General features: G+C 60.7%; 12 protein-coding genes. 2 read left to right on the top strand and 10 right to left on the bottom strand.

All coding sequences use genetic code 11. The annotated features are described in order from the left end of the window. The first annotated feature begins 92 nt into the window (after window positions 1-92). Both ACGYK7_RS16055 and ACGYK7_RS16050 read left to right on the top strand, forming a co-directional pair. Complete coding sequence (locus tag ACGYK7_RS16055) at window positions 93-839, top strand: hypothetical protein (RefSeq protein WP_198952424.1); 747 nt, start codon at window positions 93-95, stop codon at window positions 837-839. A 724-nt stretch (window positions 840-1563) separates the two neighbouring features. After that, window positions 1564-2693 (top strand): IS3 family transposase gene (locus ACGYK7_RS16050; protein ID WP_394403484.1). Its coding sequence is split into 2 segments (ribosomal slippage): window positions 1564-1837 and window positions 1837-2693, totalling 1131 coding nucleotides; the frame shifts between segments, so codons are not numbered across the junction. A 252-nt stretch (window positions 2694-2945) separates the two neighbouring features. On the opposite strand, the gene ACGYK7_RS16045 is transcribed toward ACGYK7_RS16050, so the two are convergent. The 10 genes from ACGYK7_RS16045 to ACGYK7_RS16000 all read right to left on the bottom strand — a co-directional run bounded on the left by ACGYK7_RS16045 (window position 2946) and on the right by ACGYK7_RS16000 (window position 14401). Then, complete coding sequence (locus ACGYK7_RS16045) at window positions 2946-4058, bottom strand: porin (protein ID WP_394403483.1); 1113 nt, start codon at window positions 4056-4058, stop codon at window positions 2946-2948. Between the two features lie 188 nt (window positions 4059-4246). Next, window positions 4247-6301: a type IV secretory system conjugative DNA transfer family protein gene (locus ACGYK7_RS16040; RefSeq protein ID WP_394403482.1), complete on the bottom strand. Its 2055-nt coding sequence runs from the start codon at window positions 6299-6301 to the stop codon at window positions 4247-4249. A gap of 8 nt (window positions 6302-6309) precedes the next feature. Then, window positions 6310-8643 (bottom strand): relaxase/mobilization nuclease domain-containing protein, encoded by a 2334-nt coding sequence (locus tag ACGYK7_RS16035; protein WP_394403481.1) that lies wholly within the window; start codon window positions 8641-8643, stop codon window positions 6310-6312. Further along, window positions 8630-9223: a helix-turn-helix domain-containing protein gene (locus ACGYK7_RS16030; RefSeq protein ID WP_322330040.1), complete on the bottom strand. Its 594-nt coding sequence runs from the start codon at window positions 9221-9223 to the stop codon at window positions 8630-8632. The genes ACGYK7_RS16035 and ACGYK7_RS16030 overlap by 14 nt, the downstream gene beginning before the upstream one ends. 563 nt (window positions 9224-9786) lie before the next feature. Beyond that, on the bottom strand, window positions 9787-9993 hold the full coding sequence (locus tag ACGYK7_RS16025; protein ID WP_007120662.1) for a hypothetical protein: 207 nt from the start codon (window positions 9991-9993) through the stop codon (window positions 9787-9789). Window positions 9994-10530: 537 nt separating this feature from the next. Beyond that, on the bottom strand, window positions 10531-11460 hold the full coding sequence (locus ACGYK7_RS16020; protein WP_322330038.1) for a DUF2493 domain-containing protein: 930 nt from the start codon (window positions 11458-11460) through the stop codon (window positions 10531-10533). Between the two features lie 840 nt (window positions 11461-12300). Further along, the gene (locus tag ACGYK7_RS16015; RefSeq protein WP_065331957.1) at window positions 12301-12726 is read right to left on the bottom strand and encodes a DUF6527 family protein; all 426 of its coding nucleotides are present in this window, start codon (window positions 12724-12726) and stop codon (window positions 12301-12303) included. After that, the gene (locus tag ACGYK7_RS16010; protein ID WP_152467446.1) at window positions 12716-13900 is read right to left on the bottom strand and encodes a ThiF family adenylyltransferase; all 1185 of its coding nucleotides are present in this window, start codon (window positions 13898-13900) and stop codon (window positions 12716-12718) included. The genes ACGYK7_RS16015 and ACGYK7_RS16010 overlap by 11 nt, the downstream gene beginning before the upstream one ends. After that, window positions 13875-14141 (bottom strand): multiubiquitin domain-containing protein, encoded by a 267-nt coding sequence (locus ACGYK7_RS16005; protein WP_152467447.1) that lies wholly within the window; start codon window positions 14139-14141, stop codon window positions 13875-13877. The genes ACGYK7_RS16010 and ACGYK7_RS16005 overlap by 26 nt, the downstream gene beginning before the upstream one ends. Before the next feature lie 17 nt (window positions 14142-14158). Next, on the bottom strand, window positions 14159-14401 hold the full coding sequence (locus tag ACGYK7_RS16000) for a DUF2188 domain-containing protein (RefSeq protein WP_394403480.1): 243 nt from the start codon (window positions 14399-14401) through the stop codon (window positions 14159-14161). Window positions 14402-14419 lie beyond the last annotated feature (18 nt).

Genomic DNA, 14419 nt, shown 5'->3' with positions numbered 1-14419 from the left:
TTAACATAAACTTCATTATGCGCTGTTTTACTTAGTGTTGCGATAGTATATTTTCGTATGTATGCTCAAGCCTGTCACAAAGGGTCTTCAGCATGCGTCATCTACTCAAGAAGCTCCTCCCCTCGGTCGCGGTCGCTTTGACAGTGACAAGCTCTTCGCTGCCGATGCCCGCCCGCGCTCAGACATATCTGATCGATTGCGCGATCCTCCTGTGCTTGTCTGGCGGCTGGCCTGCTTCCGTGCCATGCGCCCGTGCCCGCGCTGAATTCATTCGGCGCATTACGCCGTGGCCAGTGGAACCGCCGCTCCAAATCTGGCGCTGTCCAATGGGTGCGTCCTATGAGACCGCTCCAGCACCAAACAGTGTAAACCGCATCTTTGAAGCGTTCTTACAGAACAACCGCATTGGACCACGACAGTCTTTTCCAGCGCGCGATATCGTTGAACCGATTGAGGCTGCTTGGCGCACTCCTGAAGCTACAGACTATCTTGTTCCAGCCGACCAGGCCCTCCGGCTCATTCAAGATCGCGCGGACATCGATATCAGCGGACCTGAGTTCAACTTCGTACGATCCATCAGAGTCTTTGATGTGCGATATGCGCGACAGCACGAGTCCGGACGTGACGGCGACTGCAACCGTAGCGCCACCGTGGTCCTCGGCACATACGGAACCCAAGGTGATTTCGCTTGGCAGAGGTCTTCCGTGACCGCCCTACCCTCCGCCCATATCGGCCTCGAACGCTGGGGCCAGAATTGCCCCAGCATCTATCACCGTTCTGTCTTCGTTGACTGGCGTGACTATGAAGGGAACTACGGCTTTGAGCAGGTGAACTACTAGCGGCAACAAAGACAGCATTGGCATTCATCCATGTCGGCCGATGTGCTCGGGGCTACTCAATCACCGGTCGTTCGCTGCTTTTGATGCCAAGGTCAGCTGAGCGGACTTTCCTGTCTTCTGCTCACGCAGCTAGTGCTGACGCAGCATCACTTCGCAGTTGCCGCACGTTCGTCGCTGCGTTGCGGTTGATGTCCTCATACCGGCCGTTCAAAGCACGACGAGGCCCCGATATCAAACCGCCCTTTCGCTGCGGCAGCACCGATGTCGCATTCGCGCATGGGCAATTCCGGCGCGGATTTTTCACCGCGCCGGAAACCCTCGGCAGGCAGACACCGCGTAGCGAAGCGCGACGATGTTAACGTTGTGGGTTTCCCAGAGAGACAGGCACACCCATTCCCTCGTTACCCGGTTTCAAGGACGGCCCCCACATTCATCTATGTCGTTTTGAGTTCAAAATACTTGTCGAGCGCATGGAGCGACTTGTCCCGCCCGATCCCGTATTCCGCGAAGCAGCGGAACGGTACCGTCATGTCATCGCAGTCATAGCAATTGACATTAACTTGTGGGCCGTCGCGTTGCGGGCGTAGTCGAAGATCGTCGGCTCGATGTATCAGCCGCCGGTCTCCATACGGGCGCGGGTGCCGCCGGTAGCGACGTCTGAAGTGGTCCCAGAAAACTGGACAGTTGGCTAAGGTGTATCCCGAACCATTGAAGGGATACGAGAATGGCGAAGCGCCGGAAGTTTACAGACCTGTTTAAGGCCAAGGTTGCGTTGGAAGCGCTGCGTGGTGACAAGACGATCCAGGAAATAGCGTCGAAGCATCAGGTTCATCCGAACCAGGTCAGCACGTGGAAGCGTCAGGCCGTCGAAGGCATGGCCGATGTTTTTGCCCGTGGCGGCAAACCGGAAGGGCCGACAGAAGCAGAAATCAAGGAGCTCCATGCCAAGATCGGGAGGCTGGCAGTCGAGAACGATTTTTTGTCCGAAGGGCTGAAGCGGTGAGCCGGGCAAAGAAGCGGGCCATGATCCAGCGGGATCACCCCGATCTGAGTATCAGTCAGCAATGCAAACTGGTGCAGCTGTCGCGGTCCGCGTTCTACTACACGCCGGTCGGGATCGACGCGGACACGCTGGCGATGATGAAAGAGATCGACCGGGTCTTCACCAAATACCCGTTCTTCGGCAGCCGCCAGATCGCGGCCTATCTGTGGCGGGAAGGAACCATTGTCGGGCGTCATCGCGTCAGGCGATTGATGGCGAAGATGGGCTTGGAGGCAATCTACAAACGCCCCCGAACCAGCCAGCCGCACCCGCAGCACCCGGTCTATCCGTATCTGCTGAGAAAGATGCAGATCGACCGCCCCAATCAGGTCTGGTGTGCCGATATCACGTTCGTGCCGGTCAAGAACGGCTTCCTGTACCTAGTCTCGATCATGGATTGGGCCACGCGCAGGGTTCTGAGCTGGCGGCTATCGAACACAATGCATGCCGACTTCTGCGTCGATGCCCTGAACGAAGCCATCGCTAAACACGGCCCACCGGAGATTATGAATACTGATCAAGGGTCGCAGTTCACGGGATCGGCTTGGATCACGACGCTGACCGAGGCTGGCGTGCGCATCTCGATGGACGGTCGGGGCCGCTACCTCGATAACATCTTCATCGAACGGCTGTGGCGCAGCCTGAAGCAGGAAGCGATCTATCTCGAAGAGATCAATGACGGCTTCCAGGCTCGCAAGGTCGTCAAAGACTGGATCGCGTTCTACAACACCAACCGGCCACATTCCGCGCTTGATCGGCGAACGCCGGACGAGGCATATTGGGACGGTCGCAAAGAGCAAAAAGCAGCATGAAACTTAAACCCGATACACCTTAGAAACGCTGCAAACCTGTCCGAAATCTTGGGACCACTTCAAACCACCTCGATACGCGGAATTTCCATTTTGCGGATCCCCACAGCCAGATCACCTGGAACATCGGCCATCACTGACGGGAAAAATTTCCGGGACACGCCGGAATTGGTTATCTGATCCAGTTGTCCCGCGAGGGAGCAAACCAAACAGGCAGGCGGGCAAATGGACGATCTGTCCATTTGCCCGCTGCTTTCAAAACTTCCAGCGGCTGCCAAACAGAACCGACGATGCGTCCAGATAACTGTTCGTCGAATCGGCATATTCGTAGCTGCGTACAACGAGGTAGGTTTCAAGATTTGCAGCATCGAATTTCTGAACAACACCAAAACCGACGCTTTTGGACGATGAACCATCTGTGACGAAATCGCTCCCGTTATAGAAATCAACGGCCATCGACGTCTTGCCGACCGAAAGCCAGTCAGCGATGTATCCCACCTTGGCAAAGCTGTAGCTACCGCTGTCCTTGCGACTTCCCGCTGCGAGCGTCAGGTTGAAGCCGGATGGATGCAGGCCGCTGATCGACCCGAATGTATCGTCGCGGTCAACGCCGTTGCGTGTCCGGCGGGAGAACCCGAGTGAACCGATAATCTTGGTTCCGGCAATCTCGTTTTTGTACCGCACAGCCGCGTCAGCAAAGATGTCGTCATTGTTCGGCGTCAAGATGTTTGTGCCGTAAGCGGCCGAAAACGTAAAGTTGTTCAGGCTGGGCGAATCGTAGCGGATACGCCCGCGGCGCGAACTATCGAAGCTTGTAAACGTGTCGTCGATCTCGACCCCGGACAATGCCCCCGCAGCAGTCCGAAATTCATAGTTGCCGGCAACCGTATCGAGGCCGTTGTACATGGCCACCTTGGTGCCTGACAGATCCGACTGGGCAACGCCGTCGGTTGTCATGCTACCCTGCCCGAAGGTGAAGGTGCCGGCGTTTTCGGTTTTGAGGCTGAGTTGGAGCTCGCGCACGAATGTACGATCCCAATTGAAGAAATCGGGATCACCTGTCTGACTGTAGTTGGATGACTGGCCAAAGCCCATACCAGTCAGGAAATCGAAGATCAGAACCGATGAGCCAAACTCCTGTTTGACCTCGATACCGACGCGGCTGTTGGACACTTCGTTGTCAACGAGGTCGCCATAGCTGGCGACACCATCGTCAAATGACAGATATGCCGGGTTGAACTGACCGTATAGCTTCACGCTACCGCCTGTATCGTTCGAGTATTTCAGTTCGGCTACGGCGGTTGTCGTGCTGAGCGCCAGCAGCGCGGCGACGGACAGAAGGATATTTTCGGGCAGCACTACTAACATTCCTTTGCAAGTGGCAGATAAGATCAGCTCGGTTAGCGTATAGCCTCCGATTGTTACAGAATTAAGACCCTATTCATTGAATGTTTGCCGATGCGACGACGCGAAAAACAGTTCTCTGATTGCAGCTGTGTCAAGTGAGACTGCGATTTGTCCGTCTGGGGGTCATGGTTCTTTACGAGGCTGCGGCTTCAACACGTAACGTTGCTGTTCGGCGATGGATCGTCTCCAATGTCGTTTGATGGGTGAGCAGGCAGCTTTTCACCACCTTCACCCTCTCGCAACATCGCTTCCATGTCGTCCAAGCCATCGACGGCGGAGCGCATCTGCGCCTCACCCACGGCGCTCGCTACCTCGGCATCCGCAACCTGGCTCCCAAAATCCATCTCAATCTGCCGCTGTTCCTCGGCGATCACAGCTTGAACGACAGGCGCAATCTTCTTTGGGGCGACATCGGTTTGCCCTGACGATTGGCCATCAGCAGGCTGGCGTGCGGCCTCAACGTCGGCCTCGGTTCTGCCTGACCCGTCCGGTGGCGGTGTCATTGGCATGGCGCGCATACTCAGCGGCAGATCACCCTGTGCGCCCCCTCCCCCCGGCTGCGGAAACGGCAATTCGCCCGTTTGTGCCGCGTGGATCGCCTTGAACAGCCGATCGTCAAAATATTGGATCCGCTTCGCGCGGACCGGCATCTGGGCATCGATGACCATGACGATCTCGTCGAGCGGCAGGCGGCGCGCCTCATCCTCGGGCAGGAGAGAGCTTTCTTCGGTCCGTGTGGACTGGCTGCGTCCTTCGAAAGGGTTCTTGCCGATGGACTGAGACCGCGTGACCACGGTCTTCGTGGTCTTGCCGACAGCCTTGCTCAGCTCCTCGACGGTCTTCTCATCAGAAGGCGTCAGATAGAGCTTCACGCCCGCGTTGCCCTGCAGCGCACGGCGGGTGTTCTCACCATAGATTTCATCGAGGGCGGGGATGGTTTGCGTGACCACCGCCAAATGGCCGCGATAGGTGCGCAGGGTCTCGATGCTCTCGACCACGATGGGCATCTTGCCGAGGCGGTTGAACTCATCGAGCATGATCATCACGGGCCAGGGCTCATCCGGCCCTGGGTCCTTTTCCTGCATGGCCGAGAGGAGATCGGAGAAGAAGAGCCGGATCAGCGGCGCGAGGGGTTTCACCATCAGCGGCTGGACCACGAGATAGACTGAAAAGGGCTTCTTGCGGATCGTGCGAAAATCAAAGTCCGAGACCGCCGTCGCCTCATCGATGGCCGGGTTCTGCCATTGGTCCAGCCCCGAGGTCATCAAGAGCGAAACGTATGAGGTCAGCGTGTCGTTGTTGGTCGAGGCCAGCCGCGTGAAGATCAGCTTCGCGGCCCTGTTCTCCACCTCATGGCCCCGCGCGAAGTATTCCTTCTGCTTGTTCCCGCCCGAAGCCGCGATGCGATAGATTTCGCCGAGAGTCGGACGCTTGCGCTGGAAGGCCAGCAGGCCTGCCGCCACAAAAAGATCGATTCCGCCCTTGAGGAGGCCCTGCACCCGGTCGTTGTCGCTTTGCAGGAACAGCGTCGCCAGGAGTTGCAGTTCCATCTGTTGGCGCGCGGGATCTTTCAGCTGATAGATGCGCAGGAGCGGGTTGTAGCGATGCGTGCGCCTGCCCTCCCAATCGGTGGGGGCAAAGCGATAGACCTTGTCACCTTGGGCGGCGCGGTGCCGGGCCGTGGCCTCGAAACACTCTCCCTTTACATCGAGCGTCACGGCGGAGCCTTGCCAGGTCAGCAGGTTTGGAATGACGAAACCCGTGGTCTTGCCGCGGCCCGTGGGCGCCACGATCAGCGCATGCGGGAAGACCTTGGAGCAAATGTATTTTGCGCGGGAGCCGGGCGCCCCAAGCTTGCCGAGGATGAACCCGGTCCCAGGCGCCCCGAAAAACCCGTTTGCCTTCATCTCGCGCGCGCTCTGCCAATGAGTCTGACCAAAGCGTGTCAGGGCAGACCCTGAGAGAGCGAGGCTCAGCATCAGGCCGGCGGCGGCGAAGCTGCCGATGATCAGATGGATGAGTTGCGCGTCCTCGGGGCGGCGGTCCAGGATCGCCATGTAGTTCTGCGCGATATAAGCAAAGTCGATCTCGGCCCCGAAGCCGAGATCCTGGTAGGTCAGCACCGCCGAGGCGATGGTATAGCCCATGGCGGCGGTCACCAGCGTCACCAACAGGACGCCCGTGGCAATTCGCGCTTTTCCCATGGGCGCGCTCAATGGACCTGGCCCCGCTCGGTCTCGCCATCCACGTCTGTGGCGCGGTGTTTTTCGTATTCGGCATCGGCGAGTTCATCGACCACCTGGCGCAAGGCGTCCGTGTTGGCCGTCGCGGCATCGGATTGCAGGTAGACCTTGGCGACATAGAGCCGGTCGAGACGGTCCTCGAGAACCTGTTCCAGCGCATCGGCATCGCCGGATGTGAGCCGGTCGAGTTGACGACCGTCCAGCACCCGCGCGATCTCCTCGCGGAAAGCGTCCCGCTCCACCTCGGTCTCGAAGGGCGCGGACAACTCCCCCGCCCGCTCATGGTCCAGGACACGCGCAATCTCGTCTGCAAGACGGTCGGTACGGTCAGACTCCGGCGCAGTTTCATCTCGGGTCGCTAGACGTTCGTCACGCGTGCCAACCCCAAGCCCCTCGCGCAATTCGGTTTCGCGGCGGACCTGATTGATGGCCTCCGTGTCCCGTATCTCCACAACGGCGGCATAGGTCGCGCCGAGCCCACGGGCAAGATGGGTCGGTATGTCCGGATAGCGCGCGCGCAAGTCATCCGTGACAGCATCTGCAACGGGCGTGCGGACGTCGCGTGCCTCCATGATCCGGTCGACTTCGCGGGTGATCGCACTGGCGCGGGCTACATCGGTGATGGTCTCCCTGTAGGGCTCAGACCGGTCGATCACATCGGTTGGGCGTGCGAGCAGCTCCGGGTGCGCCTCGAGATACGCGCGCTGCTCCGTCTCGATCCGGCGCTCCGCCCTTGAGACAACCTCCCACTCCCGGTCCTCGATCTGCTGCGCGGACAGGCCGTCTGCGCGCATCTCCTGACGGATTGTCCCTTCCATCGCCCGCACTGCGTCCTCCTGATAGTGGAACCGCTCGCTGACCGGTTCCGCTTCCAGAACACCATCCCGGCGCAGCACGTTCTCCCGTTCCAGCAGCGTGCCGAGTTCGACGTGCACATCGTTGAGAATGTCGCGCGCCTGTTCCAGATCGGCGCGGCGTTCGAGGTTCAGATCGCGCGCCTCGGCCACCTTGGAGAGATCATCAGCGATCCATTGATGCTCGAGCGCTGCATTGGTAGCCCCGGTCTCGATCCGGGCGACCACTTCCGATGTGCTGATCCCGGTGCCCCGCAGAGCAGCATCGATCCGCGACCGCAGGCGCGGCTCTGTGAGGCGTTCGAGCTGGCTCTCTTGGATGTTTGCCTCTGAATAGACCCCGCCCTCCGAGGGGGTCTCTGACAGCGCGGATGATCGCAAACCGAGAGGCTGCATGTGCTGGACCTGCGTCTGGATCTCGATGAGACGCTTTTCCAGCGCGGGACGTTCAGTATCGGACTTCTCGGCGATCATGCCCTGCACCCGCGCCAGCTTCTCGGCATAGAGGCTTCTCAGATCCTCGAAGCTTTCATCCTCGGCCATATACACATCTCCTGTTCGGTCCACCTGCCCGCCGCGCGCCAGCACCTCGCCCGCGCGGAAGAGGGCTGCAGCAATATCCTCGCGGGCCTCCCGTGAGGCCTCCGCGGCAAGCGAGTGGTAGACAGTTCTGGTGTTGGCGATCTCCGCCAGCGTCCGCGTCAGGTCGGCCCCCACGCGTTCGCGCTCGCGGGGTGCGCGGCCCTCTTCTTTCGCCGCATAGACCTCGCTTGTGCGGGCCGGGTAATGTACAACCCCGCGATCCACCCGGCGCGTGGCCTCGAGGCGCACGCCATACTTTTCCGCCTCCTCGACCATGGCGAGGCGGAAGTCGCCATAGTTGAAGCGATGGTTCCGCCCCAGGAAAAAGAACTCGCCTTCCTGCGAGCGGCGGTTCAGCACCAGATGCGCATGGGGATGATCGCGGTCCTCATGCACCGCGATGATGTAATCGAAATGCCCCGCGTCCGTCTGGAAGAACCGCTCGGCCACGTCCGTCGCGATGTCGCGCACATCCTCCCCGCGCGTGCCGATGGGAAAGGACATGAGCATATGGGTGGTCTGCCCAAGCTTAGGCTTGAAGCCCGCATCCCACCGCTTGGCAAAGCGCTCGGTGAGGTCCTTGATGTCCTTCGCTTCGAGCTTCGTCTTGCCATCAAGGAACCCGCTACTGTCCACAATATGGGTGGACTTGGTGGTGAGGTAATCGAGCTGGTTTGCGAGCTGTGATTTGGTATGCGTACCGCCGCCCCGGATCGCCTTGAAGACCGCCGGCCGATGCCCTGCCGCCGCGCGCACAAGCTGGCGCTGCTTGGCGACATGCAGCCCCTGCATCGAGCCCCGGATCCGGCTCCAGCCATCCCGGAAGACCTCGCCCGTGACAGCGTCAACAGCATCATTCAGCCGCATGGGCAAACTCCCGCAAGGCGGCCGTGGCCTCGAGCTCCATCGCATCCCGACGGCGGCGCAAGAGCAGGTCAATATCGTCAGCGGAATCCAGAATGAACCGCGCCAGCCCACGCATCTGCGCAAGGCGCAATTCGGAGAACTCGGCACTCGTGCCCCCCACGGCCCCCTGCCCCATCCGGTTGGCCCGCGTCATCTGCTTGGCGATCTGCGCGACCCCATTGCCGACCTCGTGCAGAGAGGCCCTGTAGCGCGCCATCTCTGCTGCCATCTGCGCGTCCGGAACGAACACCCCGCCTGCCGCCTGGATGAGCCGCCGCAGCCCCTCGGCCCGGCTCTCGATCCCCGCCTTCGCCAACACCGCGTCGAGCGCCTTAAGCTCCGCAGCCGTAACCTTCACACTGACCGCTGAAACCGGGATCGCGGCATCCATCTGACGCTCGGCATCGGCTTTGAGCGTGTACTGGATCGCCCGCCGCGACACGCCGTACCGCTCCGCCAGGGCCGATGTGGTCACACCTTCCGCAGCCTCGCGAACGATCTCCATGCGGTCCGCATCTGTGAGACGTTTTGAACGAGACATGCGAAGAAAGACCCCCTATTTCCTGCCACCTTCCACCAAGGCTGCCCCTACCTTACGATAATATAGTAAACTGTCAATTATATACTTACGTTGCCTTCAGGCTCAGGCAGCCTTGGTGTCCGCTTCCCCCGCGGCCCGCAGGGACGCGGCTCTGCTGCCCTCACCACCGGGCGCCCCACCTGTCCAATGGGTCCCCTTCCCCAGCACCGCCCGAGGGTCTGGCCGAACACGCACGTGTTCGGACGGAACCGCGGGCGGGCGCAAACCCCACCGACAGGGCGGACAGGCAGGGTCAAGGAGGGCCAGATTTGGCTCCGCCAAATCTCTGCCGCAAAAACCGGGAGGCCCTGGCCGATAGGTTTTTGTGGATGGCCCCCTTGAGGCTGACTGTCCGCCCTGTCGCGGCCTGATCATTCCGGGCGGCGATCGTCCTTTGAGCGCGCGGCTACCGGAAGCAAAGTCAGGTTGCTGGCGGCGATCACACGCGCCGGTGACGGCATCCCTGGAACAGGGATCGGGCCGCCCCAAGATCGTCCTGGGGCGGCCCATACTCGTCAGAGGATTCAGTCCTGGGGATCCTTCGCGCTCGGCGGGAACATCACCAGCTCAGAGACCGCGACCGGGAAGTCGAGCTTGAGGCTGAAGAACTCCGAACCGTCCCCGTTGCGGGTGTTGCGGAACATCGCACCCACTCGCTGAAAACGGGTGCGCTCCTGGCCATCGGTGTCGGTGAACTTGACGGGGACGGTGGCGACGTAGTGGTTGGTCATTTGGGTTACTCCTTGTTGCGATGGGGATCACCCAGCACGGGGCAAGAGGCCCGGTCGCAAGCGCAAATGCGGAGGGTCCGCGGCTCCGCCGTGGAAGCCGTATTTGTGCTTGCCGAAGCGTGAGCTGAGGGCACGGACGGGCCGACCCCGTGCGATCCACATCAATGAGCAAAAAGGAGTGATCCGGATGACCCTTGCCATCACGCTGCCGCCACCATCCGCGTCCTCGTCCCGCCAAGCCTGGCCGGGGAGCTAACGGAGCCCGCCCGCGTGGGTGCGATGTTCCGCGACACCACCCGAGGGTCGAGCAGGGCTTCAGCCTCAAGTGCGACGTCTCGACCCCTCGCGTCTAGCGCTGCTGACGATGTGCTAGGTGCGCACCATCCCGCTGCCCGAACCGATGCGGATGGGCCGCACTCTGGCGGGCTGGGTAGAGGGATGACGATGCTGGACGCCCCGAGTTGCAGATCAAGTGTGACCGATCGCACGCACCATGAGACATAACGAAAGGGCCGCGCCAAGCGCGACCCTCTCTCTTCATTCCTGCGCGGTCTTCTTCGCTGGATCAGCAACCCGCATGACCGTCAGACCTTTCGCTTCCGCCTTCTGCCCGAGGTTCAGCGCGACCCCGTTGCCGCCGAAAAGGACAACCCCCGTCGCCGCGAACTTGTCGTCCAGCATCTCGTCGTTGCACTTGAACGGTGCCGCCCGCCCGTGTGCGGACCAGCGCGGATCGAAGCGCGCCTGCGCGACACCGCGTGCCCGGGCCCACCGAGCTGCAATCATCTCCGCCCCATGCTTGCCACCCTTGTGGCAGAGGAAGATCTCCTGATTGCGGTTCTGCTTGATCCGCTCCCGAACCTTGTCGAGCGTGTTGAAGATCACATCGACATCGGTCCAGTCGGTGGCGCCCGAGACGATCAGGGGCACCCCCTCGACTTTCGACTTCTCGGCGGTTTCGCGGTCGTGCTGCTCCAGAAGCTGCCGCGCTTCGAAAACCGCCCCGGTCTCTTGCGCCCGGACGCTTGCGCGCGACCCGGCGGCCGGGATGAAGGCGTGACCGGTCTCGATCTCATAGCATTCCGCCGCCGCCTCGCTCATCACCTCGATGGCGCCGACGATCTCGCGCAGCTGCAGGAAGCGCGCCTGCGCCTCTTCGAGCGCGGTCTCGGCGATCTCCGATCCGTCGTGGGATTTTGCCAGCGCGCCGATTTTGTCGGCGGTGCGGTCGACCTCCTTGCCAAGCGCCACCTTGCGGCGCTGCAGGATCGTGGCGAGCCCATGGGCCAGCGGTTCGATTTCTGCTTCAAGCCCGGTCCCGCGCAGCGGACCGAGCAGAGCCTCGAAGCTTTCGCGGATGATGTGGTCGGTCAGGACGTGATCTTCCGGGATCGGGAGCTGCGCGTCCTTCTCGGTCAGTCCGAAAAGTTCGATGGTCTCGTAAGTGTTTGCAGTGTCGTAAGCCATGTCTGGTCTCCAGTATTCGGTTGTGGAGCCACCACGTGAGTGTGGGGGCATGGCCGAATGCCTGGTTTCCGAATCTGCCCGGGTCAGGGACGGCGCAGCCGCCGGCTTGCCGGGCGCAAAAGTTTTCCGAGCGCAGCACCCGACACAGGCCCGCGCTCACGCACGGGACCGCCCCGCGCCAAAGGCCCTGCCCTCGCCGAAAAGTTTTGCGATCCTTGAGGCGGGCTGATTTGGGGGCCATCCGGAGGATATGCTTCCACGCTCATGTGTGTGTGTTTTGACGGTAGGTTTGCCCGACCCGAGCAGGCAAACGGCCCAACCGGACGCGGGAGACGGATGAAGCGGCGGGATCGTTTTGGCCTCGGCCAAAACAGACCAGAGCGCAATCCGGCGGAGCGGCCAGGGAGAGACGTGCTCGCGAGGCGGGCAAACCGGGACGCCAAGCGCGACGCCGCGGTGAGGCCGCATGGCCGAATGCGCGACGGACCGAAGGGCCGTTCTCCCCTGCGACACGCGAAGCCGAGCTGGGGAGGCCGCAAGGCTTAGCCCAAGGTTGATGTGCTGGCGACGCTGCTGCCGACTATAGTGATTGCTTTTCCGGGCATTGGACGTGATGGGCGGGAGCCAGTCATTCGCTGCGCCTTGGACGAACGGCAGCGATGCGTAGGAAGTGGACTTCGCAAAGTTGCGGGTTTTGGCGGCGGGTGGAGATACATATGCTGCGTGCGCATCTGGATAAACCGTCTTTTGCCGTAGGGGCAGCCGCCATACATCATCCAACGGAAGGGATTCGGGGCAAAACTGCTCTCGCGGTAAGGATATCGGCGTCGGTACTAACCATTACTTGCCGCTTAGCCACCGCCGGAAACGTTGCCAAAGACCTTGTGGCACATCCGCATTCGCCATTGATGCGGGGGCTTCCGGCGCATCGTAATACCGACCTTTGGCGCGACGGTCGTGCGCCCGTCCAGCGGCAATCTGTTCATCACTCATATCACCTGCCCACCGGATATTGCTGTGCTTGATCCAGTAATGCGACCGGCAAGGAAAGCTCCAGTTCCCGATGGACGGCGAGAGCGAGATCGACACACCGTCATAGCCCATCTTCCAGTCCGTCGGGCTTAAGGGCGTGACGACTTCCCTGCCACAGCCGCAGGCGCATTTGTGAACGGCCGTTGCGTAATCCATGGCGAGGTACAGAACGCCCTCCTCGGTCTGCTCGGGGATCGCATCTACAAATTTGTGGGTAATCTTCTTAATCGTCATCGCGCCCGTCCATGTTGTTTATCGTGTTGCCATCAATCGTGTAGTTGCTGGAATGCTCGCCCTCAAAATCGGCGTAAAACCCTACAAGCTTCTTCCACCGGATCACCGCGAGCGTCGCGTTCAGGGCGTTCAGGTCAGCCACCTGGATGTTGGTGGCGTAAGCATCATCTACGTCCGCCTCGCCCATGCCGACGCGGCGACGAAGCGGCTCTCGCTGTTCGGCGGTGCTCAGCGTCACCCGCAGCACACCCACCAGGGCATCGTCGCCCATCTCGATCCCCATACCAACATCAATGAAGGGGGTGCCCTGTTCTTCGAGGTGTTCGACAGCCGGGCGTTTGGCGGCGCCGGAGTCAACGCACACAAAGACGAAATCCATCTCGTTCAGCAGGTCCACGTTGGATTCGTCGAGATAGACTGGATGCGGGACGATCCCTTTACGTATAGGCGCATAAAGCGCTGCGAAGTAATCGACCTTCTTGTTCCGTTCCCGCAGTGTTTCAATGCTGGGTGCGCCCGGGCTACGGAACGCGTTGTGCTGCAGGAAATCATCACCGTCGATAAGATGCAGCTCGCGGATCGGCGTCTTAGCGAGCAGATCGAGCACATAAGAGCCTGTTCCGCCGAGGCCAACAATGGCGACCTTGTTCATCGCCAGCTTTTCGGAAAAACCGCCGATCCCGGCCCGTGTCGAGGCTGTGTCCTGGTAGTTGAATACCGGATCAGGTTCATCGGAGTCTGCGACGACGTAGGTGCGCGCATCAGCCGTCGGATCGATTTTCCGCGCGGGCGATGCGATCATCTCCACATAGGTGGTCATTTTGTGTTCGTAGTCGCGGTAGCCCTCTTTTGGCTTGGCCGAAAACATGTGGTCTACCGTGATGTCTTTGCCGAGGCTCTGGCGTTTGCTGGAGTGCCTGATGCCTTCGAGTGTCTTGCCATTGTGATCGCAAGGATGCTCGCCCACGAAGTACGCCTTATGGTCGCTCGGCGCCATCGTCTCGCCACCGTTCGTCTGCAGAACAGAAACGAGCGTGCCAAGCTTTACCTCGCGATTGGCCTTCACGTAGGGCACGTTGGAGATCACGAGGTGGCCACTTTTCACAGCCACCTCGTATCCGCCTTCTTCGAGGGCCTTGAGATCGGCGTTACGACTTATCAGTTGCCGTGACATTGAAGATCATGCCCTCCTTCAGCTTCACGGTATCGCCCTCATCCAGCGTGCCCTCGGGCTTGTTGCCCTGGCCGCGCCGGTAGGTAATGGTGAAGCAGATCAACTCGCCCGTGGGCGGGTTTTCGTAAGCAAGCGCGACCAGATCGTCCTCGCCAAGTTCTGTCGCCGTCACCGTCTTCTCGCGGCCGTTCACAACAATCGTGTACTCTTTTTCCGGTTTGCCTTTTTCGTCCTTCGGCATGGCCAGGTCCTTTCTTTTTAGCCTTTCGGCGGGAACGGGTCGCCACCGTGGCTGTCACTGCTGGCGATCCGTCCGTCGCGGTTGTGGATACGCAGTTCGCTTTGCTGGTTGCGGCTGATTTCACGTCCGCGATCAACGGCGTCCTGCTTGGTTTCATGGTGGCTGCTGGCGCGGGATGCGCCGCCACGCTTCACATCCCATCCGCCTGCCGGGTTCGGCACGACGTGATGGGTCTTCGGTCCCTTACTCATGGTTTCCATACCTCCTGTTCGTTAGGG

The sequence above is a fragment of the Sulfitobacter sp. 1A15299 genome, from assembly GCF_043556915.1.
Lineage (GTDB): Bacteria > Pseudomonadota > Alphaproteobacteria > Rhodobacterales > Rhodobacteraceae > Sulfitobacter.
This window is presented reverse-complemented; position numbering and strand designations above follow the sequence as displayed.

Coding starts and splice junctions, on each gene's coding strand:
- ACGYK7_RS16055 (WP_198952424.1), top strand. CDS start 93: ATGCGTCATCTACTCAAGAAGCTCCTCCCCTCGGTCGCGGTCGCTTTG.
- ACGYK7_RS16045 (WP_394403483.1), bottom strand. CDS start 4,058: ATGTTAGTAGTGCTGCCCGAAAATATCCTTCTGTCCGTCGCCGCGCTG.
- ACGYK7_RS16040 (WP_394403482.1), bottom strand. CDS start 6,301: ATGGGAAAAGCGCGAATTGCCACGGGCGTCCTGTTGGTGACGCTGGTG.
- ACGYK7_RS16035 (WP_394403481.1), bottom strand. CDS start 8,643: ATGCGGCTGAATGATGCTGTTGACGCTGTCACGGGCGAGGTCTTCCGG.
- ACGYK7_RS16030 (WP_322330040.1), bottom strand. CDS start 9,223: ATGTCTCGTTCAAAACGTCTCACAGATGCGGACCGCATGGAGATCGTT.
- ACGYK7_RS16025 (WP_007120662.1), bottom strand. CDS start 9,993: ATGACCAACCACTACGTCGCCACCGTCCCCGTCAAGTTCACCGACACC.
- ACGYK7_RS16020 (WP_322330038.1), bottom strand. CDS start 11,460: ATGGCTTACGACACTGCAAACACTTACGAGACCATCGAACTTTTCGGA.
- ACGYK7_RS16015 (WP_065331957.1), bottom strand. CDS start 12,726: ATGACGATTAAGAAGATTACCCACAAATTTGTAGATGCGATCCCCGAG.
- ACGYK7_RS16010 (WP_152467446.1), bottom strand. CDS start 13,900: ATGTCACGGCAACTGATAAGTCGTAACGCCGATCTCAAGGCCCTCGAA.
- ACGYK7_RS16005 (WP_152467447.1), bottom strand. CDS start 14,141: ATGCCGAAGGACGAAAAAGGCAAACCGGAAAAAGAGTACACGATTGTT.
- ACGYK7_RS16000 (WP_394403480.1), bottom strand. CDS start 14,401: ATGGAAACCATGAGTAAGGGACCGAAGACCCATCACGTCGTGCCGAAC.